General features: G+C 70.4%; 18 protein-coding genes and 1 pseudogene. 9 read left to right on the forward strand and 10 right to left on the reverse strand.

What is annotated here, in order from left to right; translation table 11 throughout:
• Positions 1–39 precede the first annotated feature (39 nt).
• Together Q664_RS45005 and Q664_RS45010 are read left to right on the forward strand one after the other, a co-directional pair.
• Positions 40–1,335 (forward strand): amidohydrolase family protein, encoded by a 1,296-nt coding sequence (locus Q664_RS45005; protein WP_326938795.1) that lies wholly within the window; start codon positions 40–42, stop codon positions 1,333–1,335.
• The gene (locus Q664_RS45010; protein WP_043411491.1) at positions 1,332–2,318 is read left to right on the forward strand and encodes a class I SAM-dependent rRNA methyltransferase; all 987 of its coding nucleotides are present in this window, start codon (positions 1,332–1,334) and stop codon (positions 2,316–2,318) included. Before Q664_RS45005 ends, Q664_RS45010 begins: the two co-directional genes overlap by 4 nt.
• 6 nt (positions 2,319–2,324) lie before the next feature.
• Here the strand turns inward: Q664_RS45010 and Q664_RS61810 are convergent, their stop codons facing one another.
• The 3 genes and pseudogenes from Q664_RS61810 to Q664_RS45020 form a co-directional block, all read right to left on the reverse strand.
• Positions 2,325–2,849: an ATP-binding response regulator gene (locus Q664_RS61810; RefSeq protein WP_235217127.1), complete on the reverse strand. Its 525-nt coding sequence runs from the start codon at positions 2,847–2,849 to the stop codon at positions 2,325–2,327.
• Positions 2,826–6,135, reverse strand: a pseudogene (locus tag Q664_RS45015) (ATP-binding protein); the annotation flags it as partial. The pseudogene Q664_RS45015 and the gene Q664_RS61810, both read right to left, overlap by 24 nt.
• Before the next feature lie 150 nt (positions 6,136–6,285).
• The gene (locus Q664_RS45020; RefSeq protein WP_152622714.1) at positions 6,286–6,618 is read right to left on the reverse strand and encodes a hypothetical protein; all 333 of its coding nucleotides are present in this window, start codon (positions 6,616–6,618) and stop codon (positions 6,286–6,288) included.
• Positions 6,619–6,806: 188 nt separating this feature from the next.
• Between Q664_RS45020 and Q664_RS45025 the strand changes: the two genes are divergently transcribed.
• The 3 genes from Q664_RS45025 to Q664_RS45035 are packed head-to-tail and all read left to right on the forward strand — an operon-like array spanning position 6,807 to position 9,526.
• Positions 6,807–7,991 carry a serine/threonine protein kinase gene (locus Q664_RS45025; protein ID WP_043411496.1) on the forward strand — a complete coding sequence of 395 codons (1,185 nt, stop codon included), beginning with the start codon at positions 6,807–6,809 and terminating at the stop codon, positions 7,989–7,991.
• Between the two features lies 1 nt (position 7,992).
• Positions 7,993–8,787: a tRNA pseudouridine(38-40) synthase TruA gene (truA, locus tag Q664_RS45030; protein WP_043411498.1), complete on the forward strand. Its 795-nt coding sequence runs from the start codon at positions 7,993–7,995 to the stop codon at positions 8,785–8,787.
• Between the two features lie 49 nt (positions 8,788–8,836).
• A complete protein-coding gene (locus tag Q664_RS45035; RefSeq protein WP_063934877.1) occupies positions 8,837–9,526 on the forward strand; it encodes a hypothetical protein in 690 nt (229 codons plus the stop codon).
• 10 nt (positions 9,527–9,536) lie between these two features.
• Here the strand turns inward: Q664_RS45035 and Q664_RS45040 are convergent, their stop codons facing one another.
• The 4 genes from Q664_RS45040 to Q664_RS45055 are packed head-to-tail and all read right to left on the reverse strand — an operon-like array spanning position 9,537 to position 12,054.
• The gene (locus Q664_RS45040; protein ID WP_043411501.1) at positions 9,537–9,887 is read right to left on the reverse strand and encodes a DUF2019 domain-containing protein; all 351 of its coding nucleotides are present in this window, start codon (positions 9,885–9,887) and stop codon (positions 9,537–9,539) included.
• A 28-nt stretch (positions 9,888–9,915) separates the two neighbouring features.
• Entirely contained in the window at positions 9,916–10,266 is a 351-nt protein-coding gene (locus tag Q664_RS45045; RefSeq protein WP_043411503.1) for a DUF2019 domain-containing protein, read from the reverse strand.
• On the reverse strand, positions 10,266–11,624 hold the full coding sequence (gene sitA5, locus Q664_RS45050) for a SitA5 family polymorphic toxin (protein ID WP_052519485.1): 1,359 nt from the start codon (positions 11,622–11,624) through the stop codon (positions 10,266–10,268). Before sitA5 ends, Q664_RS45045 begins: the two co-directional genes overlap by 1 nt.
• Positions 11,625–11,658: 34 nt before the next feature.
• Positions 11,659–12,054, reverse strand: coding sequence for a translation initiation factor (locus Q664_RS45055; protein ID WP_043411506.1), 396 nt, complete (start codon positions 12,052–12,054; stop codon positions 11,659–11,661).
• Positions 12,055–12,135: 81 nt separating this feature from the next.
• On the opposite strand from Q664_RS45055, the gene Q664_RS45060 reads away from it, so the two are divergent.
• Together Q664_RS45060 and Q664_RS45065 are read left to right on the forward strand one after the other, a co-directional pair.
• Positions 12,136–13,023, forward strand: coding sequence for a hypothetical protein (locus Q664_RS45060; RefSeq protein WP_152622715.1), 888 nt, complete (start codon positions 12,136–12,138; stop codon positions 13,021–13,023).
• Between the two features lie 120 nt (positions 13,024–13,143).
• Positions 13,144–17,193, forward strand: coding sequence for a protein kinase domain-containing protein (locus Q664_RS45065; RefSeq protein WP_084610894.1), 4,050 nt, complete (start codon positions 13,144–13,146; stop codon positions 17,191–17,193).
• A 10-nt stretch (positions 17,194–17,203) separates the two neighbouring features.
• Here the strand turns inward: Q664_RS45065 and Q664_RS45070 are convergent, their stop codons facing one another.
• Positions 17,204–17,425 (reverse strand): hypothetical protein, encoded by a 222-nt coding sequence (locus Q664_RS45070; RefSeq protein WP_043411511.1) that lies wholly within the window; start codon positions 17,423–17,425, stop codon positions 17,204–17,206.
• A gap of 98 nt (positions 17,426–17,523) precedes the next feature.
• On the opposite strand from Q664_RS45070, the gene Q664_RS45075 reads away from it, so the two are divergent.
• Together Q664_RS45075 and Q664_RS45080 are read left to right on the forward strand one after the other, a co-directional pair.
• Positions 17,524–20,676, forward strand: a complete 3,153-nt coding sequence (locus Q664_RS45075) for a serine/threonine-protein kinase (RefSeq protein ID WP_052519487.1) — start codon at positions 17,524–17,526, stop codon at positions 20,674–20,676.
• A 281-nt stretch (positions 20,677–20,957) separates the two neighbouring features.
• Positions 20,958–21,701: a helix-turn-helix domain-containing protein gene (locus tag Q664_RS45080; protein WP_235217129.1), complete on the forward strand. Its 744-nt coding sequence runs from the start codon at positions 20,958–20,960 to the stop codon at positions 21,699–21,701.
• Here Q664_RS45080 and Q664_RS53590 read toward each other — a convergent pair.
• The gene (locus tag Q664_RS53590; RefSeq protein WP_425117475.1) at positions 21,698–22,354 is read right to left on the reverse strand and encodes an IS630 family transposase; all 657 of its coding nucleotides are present in this window, start codon (positions 22,352–22,354) and stop codon (positions 21,698–21,700) included. The genes Q664_RS45080 and Q664_RS53590 overlap by 4 nt on opposite strands.
• Positions 22,276–22,794 (reverse strand): helix-turn-helix domain-containing protein, encoded by a 519-nt coding sequence (locus Q664_RS45090; protein WP_043411554.1) that lies wholly within the window; start codon positions 22,792–22,794, stop codon positions 22,276–22,278. The genes Q664_RS53590 and Q664_RS45090 overlap by 79 nt, the downstream gene beginning before the upstream one ends.
• Positions 22,795–22,994 lie beyond the last annotated feature (200 nt).

A 22,994-nucleotide genomic window follows, 5' to 3' on the forward strand; every position in this document is an offset into this window, starting at 1 on the left:
TGCTCCATCTTCCGCGCGGACGGCCGTGGACGTGCTGGCATGGCCGTCGTGATCGAGGATGGACTCATCCGCCGGGTCGCTCCCGACGCCGAGGTCCCCGTGCTCCCCGGGGACTGGGAGGTGTCCTGCCGGGGCCGGCTGGTGATGCCGGGCCTCGTGGACTGCCATTCCCACCTCGTGGGGGATCTGCTGGTGCCCACCTCGGGCGAGCTCCTCCTGCACCCGCCCCAGGTCCGCCTGGAGCACGAGCGGCGTCTGGCCGCCCATCTCACCGCCGCGGACGTGGAGGTCCTCTCCCTCTACGCCATGGCCCGCGCGCTGCGCTCGGGCGTCACCCTGGCGGTGGATCACCTGTCGTGTCCGGGGGACGTGACCGGGGCACTCGATGCCCAGGCGCGCGCGGCGGAGCAGCTCGGCCTGCGGCTGGTGGCGAGCCATGCCACCACCAGCCTCGAGGGCACCACCGAGTCCCTGGCCCAGGCCGAGGCCAATGCCGACTTCGTGCGGCGCCGCGGCTCCCATCCGCTGGTGCGGGGCGCGCTCGGCTTCCATGCCTCGTGGACGTGCGCCAATCCCCTGATGCAGAGGCTCAGCCGGCTGCGGGATGCTTCCGGAGCGCCCGTCGTCTTCCACCTCTCCGAGGGCGACCACGACCTGGCCACCACCTGGGAGCAGCACTTCCAGCGGGTGGTGCCCCGGCTCGAGGGCTTCGGGCTGCTCGGGCCCCTGTCGGTGGCCGCGTACGCGCGTGCCGTGGACGATACCGAGTCCGTTCGCCTGGCGGAGTCCGGGACGTGCGTGGCGCTCGGCCCCGGGTCGGCGCTCCTCGTCGAGCCCAGTGGCCGGGCCCTGGAGACGCTGCATGGGCGCCAGAACCTGATGGGGCTGGGCAGCGCCGGGCACGGCAACCTCTGGGACGCGATCGCGGCCGCGCTCATCACGGCGATGGGCGCCGCGCGGGGCTCGCGGCTGGTGGACCCGGACGGGGTGCTGGTGCAGCTCTTCGCGGATGGCCCGGCCGAGCTGTGCTCGCGCCTCTACGGCGTGCCTTCCGGCGCGGTGGAGGAGGGGCGGCTGGCGGACCTGTTGGTGTTCGACTGCGTGCCCGCGTTGGATCCCGACAGTGGACAGGCCCCCTTCCTCCTGGGCCAGCTCGGGCGCTCGCGGGTGGCGTGGAACATCGTGGATGGCCGCGTCACCGTGCGCGAGGGGCAACTGCTCGGCATGGACGAGGTGGCGCTGGCACGCGAGGCGTCCGCCGTGCTCTCGCGGATGTGGGCGAAGACCCGGATCCCCGAGGCGGCGGCCCACTTCTGGCCGGTGCGCCAGGGATGAGCCGGAGTGCCCCGTCCCTGGTGGAGCTCCTCCGCCAGGCCCGCGAGCGGCGTGCCCCGCTGTGTGAGGACCCACGCACCACGGCCTTCCGGCTCGTCAACGGCGAGCCCGATGGTGTGCCCGACGTGACGGTGGACGTCTTCGAGTACCTCCACGTGGTGAGCCTCTACCGTGACTTCACTCCGGACGAGGAGCGGGCGCTGCTGGAGGCCGTGGAGTCCGCCTGGGCGCCGCGCGGCGTCTACCTGAAGCGCCGGCCGAAGGAGGCGCGCCACCTGGCCAACGTGGCGAAGGAGCAGCTCGCCCCCGAGCAGGCCGAGCGCGGCGAGCCGGTGGAGTCGCTGGTGGCGCTGGAGAACGGGCTGCGCTTCCTCATCCGTCCGGGGCAGGGGCTGTCGGTGGGCCTCTACCTGGACATGCGCGACACGCGGGTGTGGCTGGCCGGACAGGTGCGCGGCCTCACCGTCCTCAATCTCTTCTCGTACACGTGTGGCTTCGGCGTGGCGGCCACCGCGGGTGGGGCGAAGCGCGTCCTCAACGTCGACGCCAGCCGCCGCGTGTTGGACTGGGGCGAGGAGAATGCCCGCCTCAATGGCCAGCCGGTGGACCGGTACGACTACGTGGCCGGGGATGTCTTCGAGTGGCTGGGCCGCCTGGCGCGCAAGGGGGAGACGTTCGACGTGGTGGTGGCGGATCCACCCTCGTTCGCCACCACGCGCACCAGCCGCTTCTCCGCCGCGAGGGACTACGCGCAACTGGCCGAGGCCGCCGCCCGGGTGGTGGCCCCCGGAGGCCGGCTGGTGGCGTGCTGCAACCTCGCCACGCTGGAGCCGCGCCGCTTCGAGGCCATGGTGACGGAGGGCGTGTCCCGGGCGAAGCGCAGGGGCGGGGGGATGCTGCCGCTGGGGCCCTCGCCGGTGGATTTCCCCACGTCCCCCTCGCACCCGGCCGCCCTCAAGGTGCGGGTGCTGGAGCTGCCCTGACGGCCTTCAGGACGCCGCGAGCCGTTTGAGCAGTGACTCCAGCACGTCGAGATCCAACGGCTTGACGAGGTGGGCATCGAAGCCCGCCTCCTTGGATTGCTGGCGGTCCGAGGCCTGGCCGTAACCCGTCACGGCCACGAGCCGGATGCCCCGGGATGCGTGCCGCTCGCGGAGCAGGCGCGCCAGCTCGTAGCCGTCCATGACGGGCAGACCGATGTCCAGCAGGGCCACCTCGGGCCGGAACGTCTCCGCCATCCGCAGGGCGCTCGGGCCGTCATAGGCCACCTGGGTCTCGCACCCCAGGAGCTCGAGCGACTCGGAGAGGATGTCGGCGGCGTCCCGGTTGTCATCGACCACGAGCACGCGGCCGGGCACGGTGTCGCGCTCGGGCGGTGCCGGCTCCTCCTGGACGGAAGCGGCCACGGTCAGGGCCTCTCCCGCCGGCAGCAGGGGCAGCCGGACCGTGAACTCACTGCCGCGCCCCCGGCCCTCGCTGTGTACCTCCACACTGCCGCCGTGGAGCGCGACCATGCTCCGGACGATGGCGAGCCCGAGCCGAGCCCCCCTGGGACCGGTCCAGCGCCTGGCGCTCCTGGACGAAGAGATCGAACACCTGGGGGAGCGTCTCGGGAGCGATGCCGGTGCCGTTGTCGCGGACCCGGATGACGGCCTCGTGGCCCTCCTGCGTGGCCCTCACGGAGATTTGGCCTCCGGGCTCGGTGTATTTCGCGGCGTTCGTCAGCAGGTTCGAGAACACCTGGGCGAGCCGTGTCGGATCCGCGTCCAGGGGCAGGCCCTGCCGGGGCACGTCCACCGTCAACGCGTGCTCGCGCTGTTCGAGCAACGGGCTGGCCTGCTCGAGGGCCTTCGCCACCACCGCGGACAGCTCGAGCTTCTCCCGCTTGAGCTCCACCTTGCCCCGCGTCACGCGCGACACGTCCAGCAGATCATCCACCAGCCGCACCAGGTGCTTGACCTGACGCTCGATGATGGTGCGCTCCCGCTCCATCTCCGCATCACCTCGCAGCTGCATCAACTGCAGTGCCGTCAGGATGGGGGCCAGGGGATTGCGCAGCTCATGGCCGAGCATCGCGAGGAACTCGTCCTTGGCGCGGTTGGCGGACTCCGCGCCCCTCCGGGCCAGCGCCAGCTCGGTGACCTCGAAGACCACGACCACGATGCCCTCCACCTGGCCCGCCGCGTCGAGCATCGGCTGGTAGACGAAGTCGAAGAAGCACTCCTCCGGTGTTCCTCCGGGGCCCCGGTTGAGCAGCACGCGCAGGGAGCGGCCGATGTACGGCTCGCCCGACGTGAACACCGTGTCCAGCAGCTCGTAGATGCCCTGGTGGGCCAGCTCCGGAAGCGCCTCGCGAATGGGCTGGCCCTGTATCGGGCGCTTGGAGAGAAGCTGGAGATAGCTGGCGTTCGCGAACTCGAACACGTGCCCGGGGCCGCGCAGGATCGCGATTCCCACCGGGGCATGCTGGAAGACGCGGGCGAGCCGCCGGTGGTGTTCCTCCTCCACGGTGCGCAGCCGGGCCCGCACGAGCTGGGACTCGACACGTGCCATCAGCTCCCGGGCCGAGAACGGCTTCACCAGGTAGTCATTGGCTCCCGCCCGGAGTCCCTCGACATGGGCTTCCTCGCCAGCGCGCGCCGAGAGGACGATGACGGGCACGTTCCGGGTGCGCTCGTCCTCCCGCAGCTCCTTCAAGAGGCCGAAGCCATCCAGGCCCGGCATCATCACGTCCGTGAGCACCAGATCCGGCGGCCGGGCGCGCGCGGCCTCGAGCGCGGCCACGCCGTCCGGGGCCGTCTCCACCCGCCAGCGCTCGGCGAGCAGCCGGCCCACGTACTCGCGCATGTCCGCGTTGTCGTCGGCGAGCAGGATGCGGGCCCCGGCCACGATGTCCATCACCGGGTTCACCGGAGCGCTCGAGGGCGAGGGCTCCACGGCGGGCACCTCGGGCGCGCCAGGCAGCCATCGCAGCGCCTCGTTGACGTAGGGGGCCGCGCCGAGCGCCGTGGACTCCTGCGTGCGGCGGGCGGCCACCCGCTCCCTGGGCAGGTGCGCCGTCCCGGCCGGAATACGGACGGTGAACGTCGTGCCCTGGCCGGCCGTGCTCGTGGCGGAGATGGTGCCGCCGTGCATGCGCACCAGCTCGTGCACCAGCGCCAGGCCGATGCCGGAGCCCTCGTGCGTGCGCGAACGCGCGCCCCGCACGCGGTGGAAGCGCTCGAAGAGGTGGGGCAGCTCGCTCTCGGGAATGCCGGTGCCCGTGTCGCGGACCTGGAGCTCGACCCCCTCGCCCGACCATCGCTGCGAGACGTGGATGGTGCCCTCGAACGTGAACTTCAGCGCGTTGGAGAGCAGGTTCAGGACGATCTTCTCCCACATGTCCTGATCCACGTGGAGCGGCGAGGGGAGGGGAGGGCAGTGGACCTCGAACGTGAGCCCCGCGCGCTCGATGGCCGAGCGGAAGGCACTGGCGAGGCCGGCCGTCAGCTCCGCCAGGTCCACCGGTGCGTACGAGGCCTGGACGCGGCCGGCCTCGAGGCGCGCGAAGTCCAGCAGCGAGTTGACGAGCTTCAGCAACCGGAGCGCGTTGCGGTGGACGGTCTCCAGGTTCTCGCCGGTGAGCGCTCGCGAGGGCGAGGCGAGCGCGTCCTCCGTGGGCCCGAGCATCAGCGTCAGGGGGGTGCGGAACTCGTGGCTGACGTTGCTGAAGAAGGCCGTCTTCGCGCGATCGATCTCCGCCAGCGCCTCGGCGCGCTCGCGCTCCTCCTCGTAGGCGCGCGCGTTGGCGATCGCCGTCACCACCTGATCCGCCGTCAGCCGGAAGAGTCCCAGGTAGTGGTCGTCCAGCACGCGGCGGGGGCTGACGCCGGCGACCAGGAAGCCGTACGGGTGGGGCTGGCCGGGCCGCGACAGGGGGAGGACCACCGCCCGCCTGGAGGGGATTTCCCAGCGGCCTCCCGGCATGGGACCGAAGCGCTCCGAAAGGTCGTCGACGAGGGCCTCGCGTCCGGTGCGGGCCGCCTCGGCGAATGGCCACCCCGGGGTGTCATGGGCGCTGGCGTCGAAGGGCACCTGGGCGGGCTTGCCCGGGCCCTCGTAGCGGTCCAGCCCGGTGGTGCTGACGAGCCGGAGCTCCCGGGCGTCCCCGCTCAGCAGATAGAGGAGCGAGAACGGCAGGTCGGCGTCGTTCTCCGCGAGGATGCCCGAGGCCGTGCGGCAGGCCTGCTCCGCGGACTTGGCCTCGGCGGCCCGCGCGGCCAGATCGCCCAACATCCGCAACTGGCGGTTGTCCCTCACCTGCCCGGTCGTCTCCTGCACGGTGACGAGCACGCCGCCCACCTGTCCCCCCTCGGCGGGGACGGGGCTGTACGAGAAGGTATGGTAGGTCTCCTCGGGGAAGCCGCGCCGGTGGATGAGGAGCAGCATGGACTCGTTCCACGTCGCCGGGGCCCCGTCGAGCACGCTCCGGGCCATGGGGCCGATGACGTCCCAGATCTCGCTCCACACCTGGACGGCGGGCGCGCCCAGGGAGGCGGGGTGCTTCTCGCCGAGGATGGGCCGGTAGCCGTCGTTGTAGATTTGAATGAGGTCCGGTCCCCACCACAGCAGCATGGGGAAGCGGTTGCGGAGCACGACGCCCACCATCGTCTTGAGACTGGTGGGCCATCCGGAAACGGGACCCAGGGGCGTCAGGGACCAGTCCACCGAGCGCACCAGCGCACCCAGCTCACCGCCTTCCGCCAGACAGCTTTCCTGGGAGTCGGAGACGCGGGGCGCGGAAGGGTCGGTCTTGGGCATTCCAGGTCTCGATCGCGAAGGCGGTTCGGGCTTGTAGCGAGGGAGCCGCGATTTCGCCGGGCGCCTCCCTCCCCCTCTCCGAGGCCGCTCGCCGCCCCTGGGTGCCACCAGCCTGGCGCCTGTCTCCAGGCCGGTGGCTCGGGGTCCTGCCTACCTGCCTCGGCTCGGCACCTTGCTGGACAGGTTCGGGAACACCTTGCGCCATTCCGGGATGTCGTCCTGGGCTGGCGCCGGTGGGTGGCCGCTCTGGGGAGCCTGGGCGCCCCGGGCGGGCGGCGGCGGCGCGGTCTGGGCCTTCGGGGCCCGGCCGTTCGTCCTGGCGGCCTCCTGGAACTGCGCCCCTCCGACCATGCGCTGGAGCGCACCCGCGGACCGGCCCAGTGTTTCCAGCACCCTCGTCACGTCCCTCAACTGCGCGGTGCTCTCCCTCAACCTTCGGTCCAGCAGCTCAAAGGGATATGCGCCCCCTTCAGCGTTCTTCATGAGAATGGTCTTCCTCTCCACTACGTGATTTCCTCAACGTGCTTGTAAATCCGCGCGGGCGCAATAGTTCCGTGCGTCCAGGAGGGCCGGAGGAAGGGAGTTGCGGCCTCCAGGACAGCCGGTACCGGGGTCCGGGCCGCGTTGAGCTTGGCCAGGAGGGCCCCGGGGGAGGTATCGTGGAGCCTCTGATGTCCACCGCCGCCCCCCGCGCCCCCGTGTCGTTCGGCCAGTACAAGCTCATTGATCGCCTCGCCGTGGGCGGCATGGCGGAGCTGTTTCTCGCGCGGCAGTCCGGCCCGGACGGTTTCGAGAAGCCCGTCGTCATCAAGCGCATCCGCCCGCACCTGTCGCGGCAGCCGGCCTTCGTGCGCATGTTCCTCAACGAAGCCCGCCTGGCCGCCCAGCTCAACCACCCCAACATCGTGCAGATCCACGATCTGGGGAAGGTGGGGGACAGCTACTACATCGGCATGGAGTACCTCTTCGGCCGGGACATGCGGCGGGTGGTGCCCAAGGCCGAGTCGCTGGGGATTCCCTTCCCCATGGTGTACGCGCTGAAGATCGCCTCCTCCGTGTGCGAGGGCCTCCACTACGCGCACCAGAAGGTGGACCTGTACGGGGCGCCGCTGAACATCGTCCACCGGGACGTGACCCCGGAGAACATCTTCGTGTGCTTCGACGGCACGGTGAAGGTGCTGGACTTCGGCATCGCCAAGGCGGCCAACCGGGTGGAGCAGACGCGCGCCGGCGAGCTGCGCGGCAAGCTCAGCTACCTCAGCCCCGAGCAGTGTCTGGGCAAGCCCCTGGACCATCGCAGCGACATCTTCTCGCTGGGCTCCGTGCTCTACGAGTGGCTCACCGGCTTCAAGCTCTTCACCGGCGAGTCGGATGTGTCCGTCATGCGCAGCATCGTGGATGGAAAGGTGTACGCGCCCTCGTACTTCCGCGCGGACATCCCCGAGCCCGTGGAGGCCATCCTCATGAAGGCCCTGGAGCGCGACCGGGACAAGCGCTACCCCACGGCCTGGCACTTCCAGCAGGACCTGGATCGCTTCCTCAACACGTACGACTTCACCCCCTCGAGCCTCCACCTCTCCAACTTCCTCAAGCAGCTCTTCCTGGACGAGCTGGAGGAGGAGCAGAAGCGGTTGAGGCCCCAACAACCGGCCCCGTTCTCGGCGCCGGCGCCCACCACGCAACCGGAGCTGGAGTCCGTGCTGCCCGTGGAGGAGCCCTCGGGCAGCGAGCGGATTGTCGCGGTGCCCGTGACGGCCGCGCAGCTCGAGTCGCTGGAGGCCATGGCCCGCAAGCACGGTGTCCCCGTGGGCAAGATGGTGGGGGAGCTCCTCTCGGTCTGGCTCAAGTACCGCTGACATGCCCCGCCTGAAGCTGACCCTCGAATACGATGGCACCCGGTACGTGGGCTGGCAGGTGCAGCCCAACGGCGTCTCCATCCAATCCCAGCTCGTCCAGGCGCTCGAGAAGCTGCTCGGCGAGCGGGTGGACGTGGTGGTGGCCGGCCGCACGGACTCGGGGGTGCATGCCACCGGGCAGGTGGTGTGCTTCGACACGCCGCGCGTGCTGCCGCTCAAGGCGTACTGGAAGGGGCTCAACGGGCTGCTGCCCGAGGACATCGCCGTCGTGCGCGCCGAGGAGGTGGCTCCCGAATTCGATCCGCGCCGCTGGTCCCACGGCAAGCGCTACCGGTACCGGGTGAGCAACAGGCCCTCGCGCTCGCCGCTGCGCCGCTTCACCCACTGGGAGGTGTTCTCCCCGCTGGACGTGGAGGCGCTGCGGCGGGGCGCCGTGCACCTGCTGGGCCGGCACGACTACTCGGCGTTCCGGGCCGCGGACTGCCAGGCGGCCCATGCCGTGCGCGAGGTGCGCCGGGTGGACATCCAGGGCACCTCCGGCGATGAGCTGTCCGTCACCGTCGAGGGCACGGCCTTCCTCAAGCACATGGTGCGCAACCTGGTGGGGACGCTGGTGGAGGTGGGCAAGGGGCGCCGTCCCGACACCTGGGTGGCCGAGGTCCTCGCCTCGCGAGAGCGCAAGCGGGCGGGTCCCACCGCGCCGGCCCATGGGCTCGTCCTGGAGGAGGTCTTCTATGGGGACGGCCCGCCTCCTCGCACCCCGGGCGGCACGGCGGACGGCGAGGACGCGGAGTGAGGACTCCGAGTGCGTGCCGGGGCCGGGCTTGGGTTAGGCTGTCGTTCCCGTGAGCACCCAGAAGAAGAGCGTCCTCGAACCGCTGCGCATCCGCATCCGCCGTGTCCAGTTCACGGTGGGGCTCGGATTCCTCGCGTTGGTGATTGGCACCGCGTTGACGTTGTCGCTCTGGACGCGGCTGTCCGGCCCTGTCGAGGCGCTGCCTTCCTGGCTCATTGAGTTCTTCATCGCCCCGGTGTTGAGGCACCTGTGGGCGCTCGCCGTGCTGCCCGTGCTCTGCTACGGCGCCGCCCGGGTCATCGAGCTGAAGCCGTGGGCCACGGCGCTCGGGGCCGCGGCCACGGGCCTGTTCTTCACGCTCGCCATCGAGTTCACGAGCAACGGCATCGAGGGGTGGCTGGCCTCGGGAGTCGTGTCGCTGTTGTTGGAGCTGGCGGTGGTGGCCGGGGGCGTGGTGCTCAGCCAGCGGGCGGTGGTCCGGGGCCGGGCCAACGCGAGCAAGCAGGAGACGAAGGCACAGGAGCAGGCGAGCGCGCGCAAGGACGAGTACGCCGAGTTCCTCCGGGAGGCGGAGCTCGCGGGCGAGAAGATCGCCCAGCGCGAGGCCGCGAAGTCCGAGGGGCAGGGGGCTCCCGTGCAGTCACTGCCGGTGCCTGAGCAGCCCGCGGCGCCGGCCGCCGCCTCCGAGGAGGGCTCCGAGCAGAAGCCCCCGGGCGAGCCGAAGACCCCCGCCGCCTGAGTGAGCAGGGTCACCCTGGGTCCAGAGCCCAGGTGCCTTCCTCCCACCGTTTCAGTGTCATGATGGCTCCAATGGCGGCGACTCCTCCCTCTTTCGCCGCCGCTTCCAGGACAGCCTTGGCTTCTGCCGTCCGGTAGCGGAGGAGAAATGCCGCCGCCATGGCTCGAACATCCGTGCGCGGGTGCTTCAACAGCACCGAAAGGGCATCTCGTCCGGCGTTGCCCTGCGCCCGTAACTCCTGCAGCGCGGCCGTGTAGCGTTTCGCGTGTTTGTTCCCCGTTCTGGCATCGCCTTTTCGAATGGCATCGGTCTGGGCCGCGACGTTCAGGGCGAACTGCTCGACCAACTTCTCCAACTTCATGGGTTGCTCCACGCTACGTTGCCGAAGGCTACCCTGGGTCTAGAGTCCAGGTGCCTTCTTCCCATCGCTTCAGTGCTTGCTGCGCGCAGAAGGGAATCAATCCTTCGCCCTTCGCTGCCTCCTCTAGAACCGCTTTAGCCTCGGTGGTCCGATAGCGGAGGAGATGCGCGGCGGCCATAACGCGTATGTCCATGCGTTCATGCTTGAGCAGCACGAGGAGGGCATCACGCCCAGCATCGCCGTGGGCCAGGAGCTTGTCGACCGCAGCACCATACTTCCTGGCGTGCTTGTTCCCTCTTTTAGGGTCACCCCGCCAGATGGCCTCGGTTTGCGCAGCCACGTTCAGGGCGAATTGCTCAACCAATTCCTCCAACTTCATTACCAGATACCCTTCCTGATGTTCTCGATGGCCAGCAACCCGAACTCGCGCTGGCTTTCATAAGACTGCGTGCTCAACCACTTTCGCACGGTCAGTAGCGAGCCCGTAAGATCGCGGCGAATCGACGAGTAGAATGAACTGATGTGCGTGTGGAGGTCCTTGTTCAGCGGGATGATGTTCTCGGTGTTCTGAAGGGCCTGGTCCCCGAATCTTTTCACGTTGCCCGGCGTCTGCTCGACGATGTGATGCCACTCCTTCCCTGGACCCGCAGAGCCCATTGCCCTTTTAAAGCTCTTGTACGAACTCCACGCCCTGAAGCCGTTGGGAGTCACCTGGGCGGTAGTGCCGCTCGTGGTCCGGGCCGTCATGGCGACAGCTCCAGGTGAAAGGGCGATGGTGACGTTCTCCGCACTGACAGCGACTGTCTCGACTTCTCCCACCGCCACGAGGCGGATGCCTACTTGTGTCTCCGCCTGCACAGCTGCCTGCATCGCGCCGGGCAGCTTCGGCACCTGCGCGGCCAGCCCCGGCGCCGTGTTGCCGATGGCCGCCATCGCTAGCATGGCGAACGCACGCGCCGCGTTCCGGCCCATGACCTTGCCGTATCGCTCGCCCGCCTCGCGCAACTCGTTGAACGTGGTGGCACGGTCCGCCTCGTCCATCAGCCGCTTGAAGCCGACGACGAGGCCCCAGAAGGTATCGACGCCCACATAGCAGATGAGCGTGGCCGTCATCACGGCCGCGAGGCCCTTGGAGATCGTCACGTCGGGAATCGAAACGAGGACCATGTAGGTGGTCCAGGTCCAGAGGACCGCCGCTACCATGGCGTGGGGGTCGGCCATGCCTTTGAAAGCTTCCAACATTTCATCCAGCACGGCGCCCTTGGCGAGGGCCATGGCCAGCGCGAAACGGCTGTCACCGGTGAGGATGGGGCTTTGGGTCAGCAGGCGCAGGCAGTCTCCTGGTCTGCCGGTGCGCTCGCACCAACGCAGATAGGCACGCGTCAACTCCACCTCCTCCGTTGTGGACTCCCCCTCCAGTTGAGCACTCGATTCGAGCGGAGTGAGGCGGTGGCTGGATGTTTCGTATGTGTACGAACCACTCCGTGCCTCTATCTCGAAGAGCTGTCGGGCGGCTTCCTGCGGACGCGCCGGGATGTGCGCGGTCCGTGCCATTCTCGCCGCGGCTTCCTTGAACTCGTCATCGCCCACCACCACCGCCTCGGCGCTGGAAGTCGGTGTGAAGACGAGGGACTCCGTCTGACCCGTGTCCAAGCGCACGGCTCGGGATGCGGTACCACATCCCAAGAGGAGCATCATCAACACTGCCGTGCAGAGTGGTTTCAGTGAATTCCTCATTGCACTTATAGGGCCTCACGGACCGGGGGACGGCTCAGCCGTGTACCACGCGTTGCACGCCCCGGCGGAGCAGCAGATCCGGCAGCTTGAAACGGTGATCTCCCCGCAGCACCAGCCGCTCACCCTCCACCGCGCCCGTGCAGGCCAGTCCCCGCTGCAGGGCCTCGAGCCATTCCCGCAACCCGGCCGAGAGCAGGCCCAGCCCCTCCACCACCGTCACCTCCTTGCCCGCGCGGTCGGTCTCGAGCCGCACCACCACGCGCTCGGGGCCTCCCGGTGGCGGAGTGTCGGGGAAGTCTTCCCGGCGCAGTTGGGGCTTCGTGGAGGGCAGGGTGTCACGCAACCCCTGGAGCCGGGCGAACGGGTTGTTGAATCCCTTCTCCTTCGAGTCCTGCTGGCCACTGGAGTGCTTGTCCTTCTGCTTCGTCATGGGCATCCCCTCCGGGCGTCATCACATCCGTATCGCGCGTGCTCCGTCCACCTTGACTCTTCAAATCCACAGGGGGCTTGTGTGTCGAGAGGACGTATCTATTACGGCTTGGGTGTCTTCTTCGGGCTGCTGCTCCTGTCCTGGGTGTTCTTCCTGCTGTCCTTCTTGCGCAGGGCCCGCTTCTTCCATCCCACGGGGGTGGTCTATTCCGCCATGGCGTATCCCGCCCCCGGGCTCGCGTCCGTGATGGGCGTGGAGGTGGCCGAGCGCCTGTCCGGCCGCGCCCTGGTCCGCTTCTCGGGAGGGCTGTTCAAGCAGCATGGTAGGGCGGTGAAGACCGACTCGCTCGGGCTCGGCCTGCGCTTCTACGGTGAGCCCGGGCCGTGCACCACCAATGCGCGCGGCGGGCAGGATCTCTTCCTCGTCTCGTTCCGCTCCTTCGGGGCCATCGCCCACGACATCAAGGCCACCCACCGCGACGATTATCTGGCCAACACCTACTGGGCCATCACGCCCTATGAGGTGAAGGGGCTCGGCCGTGTCTCGCTGCGCATCATCGCTTCGGGCGCGGGCGCCCAGGGTCTGTCGCGGGACGAGCGGCTCGAGGACGCGGTGCTGTCGGGGGCAGCCAGTCTGCGGCTCGAGATGGCTCCATGGGGGACGGACGACTACCAGCCGCTCACCGAGGTCCGCCTGGACAGCCAGGTGGAGCTGGAGGACGAGCTGCGGCTCACCCCGCATGCCGCGGGGCGCGGGCTGCGTCCGATCGGCTTCCTGCAAGGACTGCGTGTGTTCCCGTACGCCGCCAGCCATCTGGCGCGGCGGCTCTGCCATGGTCCTTCCAGGAGGTCGCTAGGAGCTGACAGCCGGCGCATCCTCTCGGACCCGAGGGCGAGCCAGCGCATGAAGGTGAACGTTCCACCTGCCTTCTCGTCCCGGAGCGAGAGTCGAGAACGGGTGGTGGGCTGATCAATCCACGCCGGCCCTCCTGCCCGCTTCGTTGCCCGGTGCCCGCCGGGTCCATAGTTTTCCGGAGCGGGCAGGCAGGGCGCCGGAGCGGGTTCCGTCGAGGGGGCGCGGGAGAATGCCATGCAAGGTGGCGATGACACGGGTGATAGGCCCATCGACGGGCCACCGGCGGCGTCCTGGCCCGATGCGCGCTTGAGTGGAATGTCCGGGGACTCGGACCTGGATGACTCCTTCCTACGGGAAGTGGCCCATGTGCCGGTGCCCTTGCGCAGGCCGGTGCCCGGGGAGCGGTTGGGGGGCCAGGACGGCCGCCGCTTCAAGCTCCTCGAGCAACTGGGCGCGGGCGCCATGGGGTGGGTCCTGAGCGCCTGGGACGAGCAGTTGCGGCGCGAGGTGGCCCTCAAGTTCCTCGTGCCCCGCGAGGAACTGGCGGGCCTGGCGCTGGCGGAGGCCCGGGCCATCGCGCGGCTCGACCACGAGAACATCGTCCGCATCTTCGACGTCGCCGAGTGGGCCGGGCGCCCGGACGAGCAGCGCATCCCCTTCCTGGTGATGGAGCGCCTGGAGGGCGAGTCGCTCGCCCACCTCATGCAACACGAGCGGCCCGGGCTGCGGCGCACGCTGGAAATCATGATGGCCGTGGCCGCGGGGCTGGCGCACGCCCACGAGCACCACATCGTCCACCGCGACCTCAAGCCCAGCAATGTCCTCATCACCCGCAAGGGCGGGGTGAAGCTGCTCGACTTCGGGCTGGCGTACCTCCTGGAGCCCACCACCGCGCCGGCCCCCCGTCTGCCCATGGCGGGCACGCCGCCCTACATGGCGCCGGAGCAGTGGCGGGGCGAGGCGTTGGACGAGCGCACCGACATCTGGGCCGCGGGCGTGGTGCTCTACGAGCTGCTCACGGGAGAGCTACCCTACGTGAGCACGAACCTGGAGGAGCTGCGGGCCCGGGTGTTGTCCTCCGAGCCCGTGCCGCTGTTGCGCGAGCGCCACCCGGAGCTGCCCTGGGAGCTGGAGTCGTTGCTGGCGGTGATGCTGGCGAAGGACCCCTCCCGGCGGCTGCTCTCCGCGGCCGAGCTGCAGGACGAGTTGCGCGAGCTGGAAGAGCACCTGCGTCCCGGGCGCAAGCAGCCGAGGAACGTGGCCCCGCAGCGGCGGCAGGTGACGCTGGTGGCGTGCAAGCTCGAGGGGCTCACCCACCTCGCGGGGAGCATGGACGCCGAGGACTTCGGCGAGTGGGAGGCGGCCTTCCATCGCGGTTTCTCCAAGGTCATCCAACAGCATGGCGGCTTCGTCACCCTGTGCATGGGCGACGAGGCGCTGGCGTGCTTCGGCTATCCGGTGGCGCGCGAGGAGGACTCGGAGCGCGCCGTGCACGCGGGCCTGTCCCTGGTGCCGTCCATCCGCGAGGCGCTCCGGGAGCGGCTGCCGTGGCGGGACGGGCCGGAGTTGCGGGTGCAGGTGGGCATCCACACCAGCGTGGTGATGCTGGACGATCTTCCGAAGGAGCTGCGGGGGCGCACACCCGGCATCCAGGGGGAAGCGCCGAAGGTGGCGGCCTGGCTGGCGCTCCAGTCCGGGCCCGACGAGGTGGTGCTCAGCCGCGAGGCCCATGCCCTGGTGCATCGCGCCTTCCAGACGGAGCCGCTCGGTCCCCGCTCCTACGAGGGCTCGCGCAACATGCGGGTGTACCGCGTGCTGGGCGCTCGCCAGACGGTGTCCCGGTTCGACCGGAGGCTGGCCGTGGGGGGAGGGCTGACTCCGCTGGTGGGGCGGGAGCGGGAGGTGGAGGCGTTGCTCTCGCACTGGGAGCGGGCGCGCGCGGGGGAGGGGGGCTTCGTGTTGCTCTCGGGCGAGGCGGGCATGGGCAAGTCCCGCCTCATCCAGGAGCTGCGCGAGCGGATCGGCCGGGAGCAGGCGCTGCCCCTGCGGTTGCAGTGCTGGTCCCAGTTCTCCACCAGCGCCTTCCATCCCCTCATCGAGGCGTTGCAGCGGTTGTGGCTCTCCCCGGAGCGCGCTCCCCAGGAGAACCTGCGCGTGCTGGAGGAGTGGCTCGCGCCCTGGGCGCTGAAGCCCGTGCAGGTGGGCCTGCTGGCCTCGTTGCTGTCGCTGCCGGTGGCGGAGTCGTCGCCGCACCTGCGGCTCACGCCGGAGCGGCAGTTGGAGGAGCTGTTGGACGCGCTGGGCACCCTGTTGCTGCGGGTGTCCGCGGCGCATCCCGTGCTCCTGGTGGTGGAGGATCTGCACTGGGCGGACCCCTCGACGCTGCGGATGCTGGGGTTGCTGATGGAGCGGCTGGGGCCGGCGCGCGTCCTGGGGGTGCTCAGCGCCCGTCCCGAGTTCCGCCCGCCCTGGCCCGCGCGGCCGGAGTTCCACCCGCTCACGTTGGAGCGGATGCCGGCGGAGTGCACCGCGCGTCTGGCGAAGGAGGTGGCCCGGGGCCGGAACCTGCCCGAGGCGGTGCTGGAGCAGCTCGTGGCGCGCACGGATGGTGTTCCGCTCTTCGCCGAGGAGATGACGCGCATGCTGCTGGAGGGCGGGGCGGCGGCCTCCATCCCGGTCACCCTGCAGGAGCTGCTGCTGGCGCGGCTGGACTCGCTCCCGCGGCGTCAGAAGGAGCTGGCCTGGTGGTGCGCCGTCCTGGGCCGCGGCTTCACGCGCGAGCTGCTCGTCACCGTCACGGGCCTGCGCGAGGCCGAGCTGCGCAGGGATCTTGCGGGGCTGGTGGCGGCGGGCCTGCTGCAGCGCTACGAGGAGGCCGCCGGGCCCTGCTACCAGTTCCGCCACGCGCTCCTCCAGGAGGCGGCGTACCAGTCCCAGACGCGCGGGGTGCGGCGCGAGCACCACCGGCGCATCGCGCTCGCCCTGGTGGAGCACTTCCCTGGAATGGTGGAGCACCGGCCCGAGCTGCTCGCCCATCATTATACGGAGGCCGGGGAGCTGAAGCCGGCCATCCGCGCGTGGAAGCAGGCGGGCCTGCGCGCCAGCCGGCGCTACGCGAACCAGGAGGCCGTGAGCCACCTCACCCAGGCGCTGAAGCTGCTGCGGAGCCTGCCGGATGCCGCGTCGCTCCTTCCCGACGAGCTGGAGCTGCTGCTGGCCCTGGGACTGCCCCTGGTGCAATTGCGGGGCTACCACTCGCCCGAGGTGGAGCAGGTGTATGAGCGCGTGCGCGAGCTCTTCCGGCAGGTGGGCGAGGGCGTGGGCCGGATGGAGCTGTCGTACTGGGGCGCGTACTCCTACTACTTCACGCAGATGAAGTTCCAGGAGGCACACGAGATCGCCGAGCTGCAAGTGGAGCTGGGCCAGCGCCAGTCCAACCGGGAGCTGCTGGTGATGGGGCACCGGATGATGGCCATCGACTCCTTCACCTGGGGGAACATGCCCACCGCCCTGGCCCACATCGAGCAGGCCCTGGCCCACTCCGAGGAGTCCACGCTCGAGCGCCACCGGGCCCTCGCGCTGAAGCAGGCGGTGAACCCGCGGGCGGTGGCCCTGGCCTTCAGCTCCGTCATCCACTCGGCGCTCGACGAGCAGGAGGTGGCCCGGCGCCATGTGCACGAGGCGCTGGAGCTGGCCAGCCGGCTCGGCCATCCCCACACGTGTGCGAGCGTGTTCACCTACGCGGCCCTCGGCGCGCAGATCCGCCGGGATGGCCAGAGGACGCTGGAGTGGGCGGAGCAGGGCGTGGCGCTCGCGGGCGAGCACCGGTTCCTGCTCTGGTTGTGGTGGTCCACCCTGTTGAAGGGATGGGCGCTCGCCGAGTTGGGGCAGGCGGAAGAGGGACTGGTGCTCATGCACCGGGCGCTCGAGGCCTGGGAGCGCACGGGTTTCATCATCGGCACCCTGCACAACTCCGCCATGCTCGCAGACATCTATTTGAAGCTGGGCCGGGCCGAGGAGGGCCTGGCCGCCATCGAGCACGCGCTGACGCCCGAGAAGCTCCGCGCGGGGGAGACCAGCTTCGAGGCCTATGCGCACCTGGTCCGGGCACAACTGCTGGTCCTGCGCGGCCGGGCCCCGGAGGTGCGGGAGGCGTTCCTGCGGGTGCTGGAGATCGCTCGCAGACAGGGCGCCCACATCTACGCGCGGCGCGTCCTGACGCAGTGGGGGCGGTGGCTCGAGCGGCCGGATGCTCGGCTGGACGAGTCCCTGCCGTATTCCTGAGGCATGGCCCTCACGGCACCCGGCGTCCCACCAGCCGCGTGAGGATGTCCTGGAACTCGTCGGGGCCGATGTCGAGCCGCTCCACCACGTAGCCGTAGAGCATGGCCGTCGGCACGGAGCGGCCTCCCCGCTCGCGCTCGAGCTGGTGCAGCGTGTGGAGGATGATGCGCTCGGCTCGGGTGAGTCCGTCTCGCACGTCGGGGATGTGGTCGCGTGGGTCGCCGCCTGGCACTCGCGGAGCCTCCTCGCCCGCGAGCCTATGCCAGCCGCTTCCGGAGTGGCCAACCCTCCACGCCTCGGGTCAGAATGTGAGGCACCTAGGAACGAGCCATGGCGGACAGCCCGATCGACGACAGCATCTGCCCGGAGGAAGGCGCCGTACGCGAGGCCCTGTCGGGACGTTTCCCCGAGCCAGAGGTGGCGCGGTTGCTCACGCACGCGGAGCGGTGTCCCTCGTGCCGCCTCCTGCTGGTGCGCAGTGGCACCCTCTCCTCGTCGGAGGAGGAGCCCACCCACGTGGTGGCCTCGCCGGCCCCGCTGCCCGAGCCTCCTCCCGATGAGGTGCTCCCGCGCGGCGCCATGGTGGGCCGCTACATGGTGCTCGACAAGCTCGGCGCTGGCGGGATGGGCGTGGTGTACGCCGCGTATGATCCCGAGCTGGACCGCAAGCTCGCCCTCAAGCTGCTCCAGCGGGGCTCGGATCAGGTGGAGAAGAGCGGCGGGCAGGCCCGGCTGATGCGCGAGGCCCAGGCGCTGGCGCGGCTGGCCCACCCGAACGTCATCTCCATCTTCGACGTGGGGACGTGGGGCGGGCGCGTCTTCCTCGCCATGGAGTTGGTGGAGGGACCCACGCTGCGCGACTGGCTCAAGCAGGCGCCCCGCTCCTGGCGCGAGGTGGTGGAGGTCTTCACCACCGCCGGACGGGGGCTCGCGGCCGCGCATGCGGCGGGGCTGGTGCACCGCGACTTCAAGCCGGACAACGTGCTGCTGGGCAAGGACGGGCGCGTGCGCGTGCTGGACTTCGGCCTGGCCCGGCCGGCGTCGGCCACGGAGGAGTCCCTGCCCGCGCTCACCGAGCTCGACCTGTCCGAGCGGGGCAGCTCACCGCTGGACACGCCCCTCACCCGGGCGGGCCTCGTCATCGGCACGCCGGCCTACATGGCGCCGGAGCTCTACGGCGGGGGCGTCTTCGACGCGCGCTCGGACCAGTTCAGCTACTGCGTGGCCCTCTACGAGGCCCTCTATGGCGAGCGGCCCCATGGCCGGACGCCGGGCCCGCCCTCCACCTGGCGCACCCCCGAGCCGCCCCGGGACGCCCGGGTGCCCGCGAGTCTGCGGCGCCTCGTGCTGCGGGGGTTGGACCCCCAGCCCGAGCAGCGCTTCCCCTCCATGGAGGCACTGCTCGAGGCGCTCGGCCAGACGCTGCCGATGCAGCAGCGGTACTGGTTGGCGGCGGCCGCTGGCCTCCTCCTGCTCTCGCTCGGCGTGGGGTTGCCCCTCCAGTACCGGGCCCAGGTGGAGCAGCCCTGCCGCAGTGGCGCCCGTCACCTGGAAGGGCTGTGGGACACCGCGCGCGAGGAGTCGCTCGGCGAGGCCTTCCACGCCACCGGCAAGCCCAACGCGGACGAGTCCTGGTCGCGCACGGCCCAGGTGCTGGACACCTACGCCCACGGCTGGGTCTCCATGCACGCCGAGGCCTGCGAGGCCACCCGCGTCCGCGGCGAGCAGTCCGACGAGGTGCTCTCGCTGCGCATGGCCTGTCTGGAGCGGCGGCTGCACGCGCTCCAGGCCCTCACGGACGTCTACGCCCACGCGGACGCCGCCCTGGTGGACCAGGCCGCGAAGGCCGCCCATGCGCTGCCCACGTTGGATGGGTGCGCCAACGTCGAGGCCCTGCGCGCCACCGTCCGCCCGCCGGAGGACCCCTCCACGCGGGAGAAGGTGGAGCAATCGCGGCTGCGGCTCGCCGAGGCGCGGGCCCTCTTCGACAGCGGCCAGTTCAAGCCCGCCCTGGAGCGCGTCCGGACGCTCGCCGGGGAGGTGGGGGCCGTGCGCTACCGCCCGCTGGAGGCCGAGGTGCTGGAGTTGCGCGGCGCCCTGGAGGAGAAGGCCGGGGACTTCCCGGCCTCGGAGGCCACGCTGCGGCGGGCGGTGTGGGCCGCGGAGGCCGGCCGCCACGACGAGGTCATCGCCTCGGCCTCGGCCCGGCTGGTGCGCTCGGGGATGCTCCAGGCGGAGTTCGAGCGGGGCCGCGAGTGGGCCGAGCACACCCGCGCGGTGCTGGAGCGCATGGGCGGGGATGACCGCATCGAGGCCTTCGTCACCAACGCGCTGGGGGCCATCCTCCTGCGCGAGGACAAGATGGACGAGTCCCTGGAGCACTTCCGCCGGGTGGTGGCGCTGCGCCAGAAGGTCTACCCGGCCAATCACCCGGAGGTGGCGGCGGGCTTCAACAACCTGGGCGCCGCGCTCACCAAGCTGAACCGGTACGAGGAGGCGCGCCAGCAGCTCGTCCAGGCGCAGGCCATCTACGAGAAGGCCCTGGGGCCCACGCATCCGGAGACGGGCAACGCGCTCCACAACCTGGGGCGCCTGTCACAGCACGTCGGGGACGACGCGGCGGCCCTGCGCTACTTGAAGGGGGCCCTGACGGCGCGGGAGACGGGGCTCGGCCCGGAGCACCCGGAGACGGGCGCGACGCTGGGCTCCATGGGCGGCAGCTACTGCGGTCTGCGCCAGTACACGGAGTGCCTCGCCTTCTCCGAGCGGGGCCTGGCCATCCGGACGAAGGCCTTCGGGCCCAGGCACACGGAGCTTCCGGCCAGCCTGATGCGGGTGGCGGAGGCCCTGGATGCTCTGGGCAGGAAGGACGAGGCCCTGGTGCGCTTCCAGGAGGCGCTGCGGGTAGCGGAGTCCCTCGAGGAGCCCTATCCCCCGGATGTCATCACCGCCCTGGTGGACCTCGCCGGGGCCCTGAGCGCCCGAGGACGCCGCGCCGAGGCCCTGCCGCACCTCCAGCGCGCCCTGGCCCTGGCGGAGAAGGAGCTGGGCAAGGAGGCCTCCGAGGTGGCTTCCGTGCTGGAAGGGCTGGGTGCCTGGTACCTGGAGGGCGGGCAGCACCGGCAGGCGCTCGCGCACTACCAGCGGGCCCTGTCCCTCCAGGAGAAGGACCTCCCGCCCGGCCACCCGGACCTCTTCGAGCCGCTGGTGGGCGTGGGCAGGAGCCAGGTGGCGCTGAACGCGCCGGCCGGGGCGGTGGCGCCGCTGGAGCGGGCGCTGGCGCTGGCGGGCTCCCCGCGCATTGCCCCGGAGACGGCGGCGGAGGTCCGCTTCCTCCTGGCCCGGGCCCTCTGGGACACGGGCACGGGACGAGAGAAGGCACGGGAGCTGGCCACCCGGGCGCGAGAGGTGCTCCTCCAGGCCCACAAGGCCCCCGAGGCCACCCAGGTGACGGCGTGGCTGGAGTCCCACGGCGGCCCCTGACGGAGACAGGGGGATGCACTCCAGGCGCCCGGTATGCCTGGCTGCCCTCCCCGCGGCGGGGTGACATTGACAGGACGTCCGTTAAAACGGATATTGCGTTCGTCCGTTACGGCGGACATGGTTCCGCTATCGGAGAGACCATCTGTCATGAGCTCGGCAGCCGAAGTGATCAACCTCGATGAGTTCCGGAAGCGGCGTGAGTCCAGGCCTTCGTCGACTCGGTCGCCCGCCCCCATGAGCCTCTGGACGCCGGTGTGGGTGTGGGTCATGGTCTGGCCCACGTGAAATCGGTCCGCGAAAACACCCCTCCCACGGCGGAGGAGACGGAAGAGACGGTCCCCGCCGCCAAGGGCAAGGGGAAGAAGAAGGAGCAGGGGGGCAAGAAGGCGGAGGCCCCCGCGCCCGAGGCCCCGGGCTCCGAGGAGGAGTGGGCCTACGAGGTGGCGCACGCGGATGCGTCGACGGACCTGGCGCCCATCGTCGGCCGCAACCTGCGCCGCCTGCGCACCCAGCGGGGCCTGTCCCTGGAGCGGCTCGCCAAGGCGTCCGGGGTGAGCCGGGCCATGCTGGGGCAGATCGAGCTGGGCCAGAGCGCACCCACCATCAACGTCATCTGGAAGATCGCCCGGGCACTGGGCATCCCGTTCTCGGCGCTGATCAGCACCACGGCGCAGACGGGCACGCGGGTGATGCGCACCGCGCAGTCCAAGCGGCTGGCGTCCCATGATGGGAGCTTCAGCTCGCGTGCGCTCTTCCCGTTCGACGAGCCCCGGCGCGTGGAGTTCTACGAGCTGCGGCTGGCCGCGCACGCGGAGGAGCGTGCGGACGCGCACCCACCGGGGACGATGGAGAACCTGGTGGTGACGGCGGGGACGGTGGAGATCGACCGGGGCGAGGAGCACCACGTGCTGGCCACGGGAGACGCCATCCTCTTCGAGGCGGACGTGGCGCACGTGTACCGCAACACGAGCAACACGGAAGCGGTGATGTACCTGGTGATGACGTACGCGGAGACGGTCGGCTAAGTAGGTCGCCAAAAGTTCTCTAACAAATCGCGCAGCCAGAAGCCCTTGGCGAGGCAGCCGGCCTTGCGAAGGGCCTCCTCAGGAGAGAGGCCCAGCACCCACAGGACAGCGGCGTCGGCGTGCTCGTCCACCGAGGAGTACTGGCGGTTGGCGGACACATGCTCCTTGAGGTGGCGCCACAGGTGGTCCATGCAGTTCAACTCGCTGTGCTGCTTGGGCAGCAGCAAGAGGTGGATGCCCAGGCGCGCGGCGAGCCTCTGCGACTTCTGAGCGGTATGGCAGCTGGCCTGGTCCAGCACGAGGAGAATAGGGCGGCCGGGGTAGGCCGCACGCAGCGCGCGCAACAGGACCATGAAGTCCTCCTGCCTGCCGCGCTTGCTGACGGTCACTACACGTTTGCCGCTGCGCGGGTTGATTGCGCCCCAGAGGGTGCGCTTGGCGTTCTGCCCACTGATGGGCACCACCGCCTGCTGGCCCACCGGAGCCCACACCGCGCGCAAGGGCGGAAACCAACGCAGCACCGTGCTGTCCATGACGAGCAGCACCGCCCGAGGTAGTTGGGCCTTGAGCCGTTTCAGACGGCGTACAAGGCCCCCTTTTTCTGCCCCAGGTAGGGTGCGGCAGTCACGTACACGTATCGGGGTCGTTTCCAGGCCAGCCCCGCCTCGTGCAGCCGGCGACGCAGTGTGCGACACGACACCTCATAGCCCTGCTTCTTCAGGTGCGTGCGCAGCAGCGGCACCGTCCATCCGTGGCTCGCCCATTGCGCCCGCTGCGGGCTACCCTTCACCACCTTGCGCAAGCGCTCGGGGGTGAGGCGCGGAGCCTTTTTCGGCCGACCCTCGCGCGGGGCATCCAGTAGTGCCGCGGGGGTACGCGCCTCGAGGTAACGCTCCAGCCAGAAGTAGACGGCCGGACGAGACAGGGCCGACAGGTGGGCGGCCTCGCCCGGCCCCTTGCCCTCTGCAATGAGCTTGATGGCCAGAAGACGACGGAAGTGACGGGCGTCGCGCGTCTTGCGCAGTGCCCGCTCCAGCTTCCGCCTGTCGTATGCTGTCAGCCCCAGCTCGCTGGGGGACCTTGCCGGTCGCATGCGCCAGAACCTGTGCATGCCTCCGGCATTTGTCTCGGAACTTTTGGCGACCTACTTAGGCACGACGCCAGGCCCCGAAACACGAAGAGCCGGCGGGCCCGTGGGCGCTCGCCGGCTCTCGTGCTTCAGGCCCTCGGGGGCCCGGGTGCTACTTCGCGGTGCACATCATCATGGGCATGCCGTTGCACATCATCATCATC

This window comes from Archangium violaceum Cb vi76, assembly GCF_000733295.1.
GTDB lineage: Bacteria > Myxococcota > Myxococcia > Myxococcales > Myxococcaceae > Archangium > Archangium violaceum.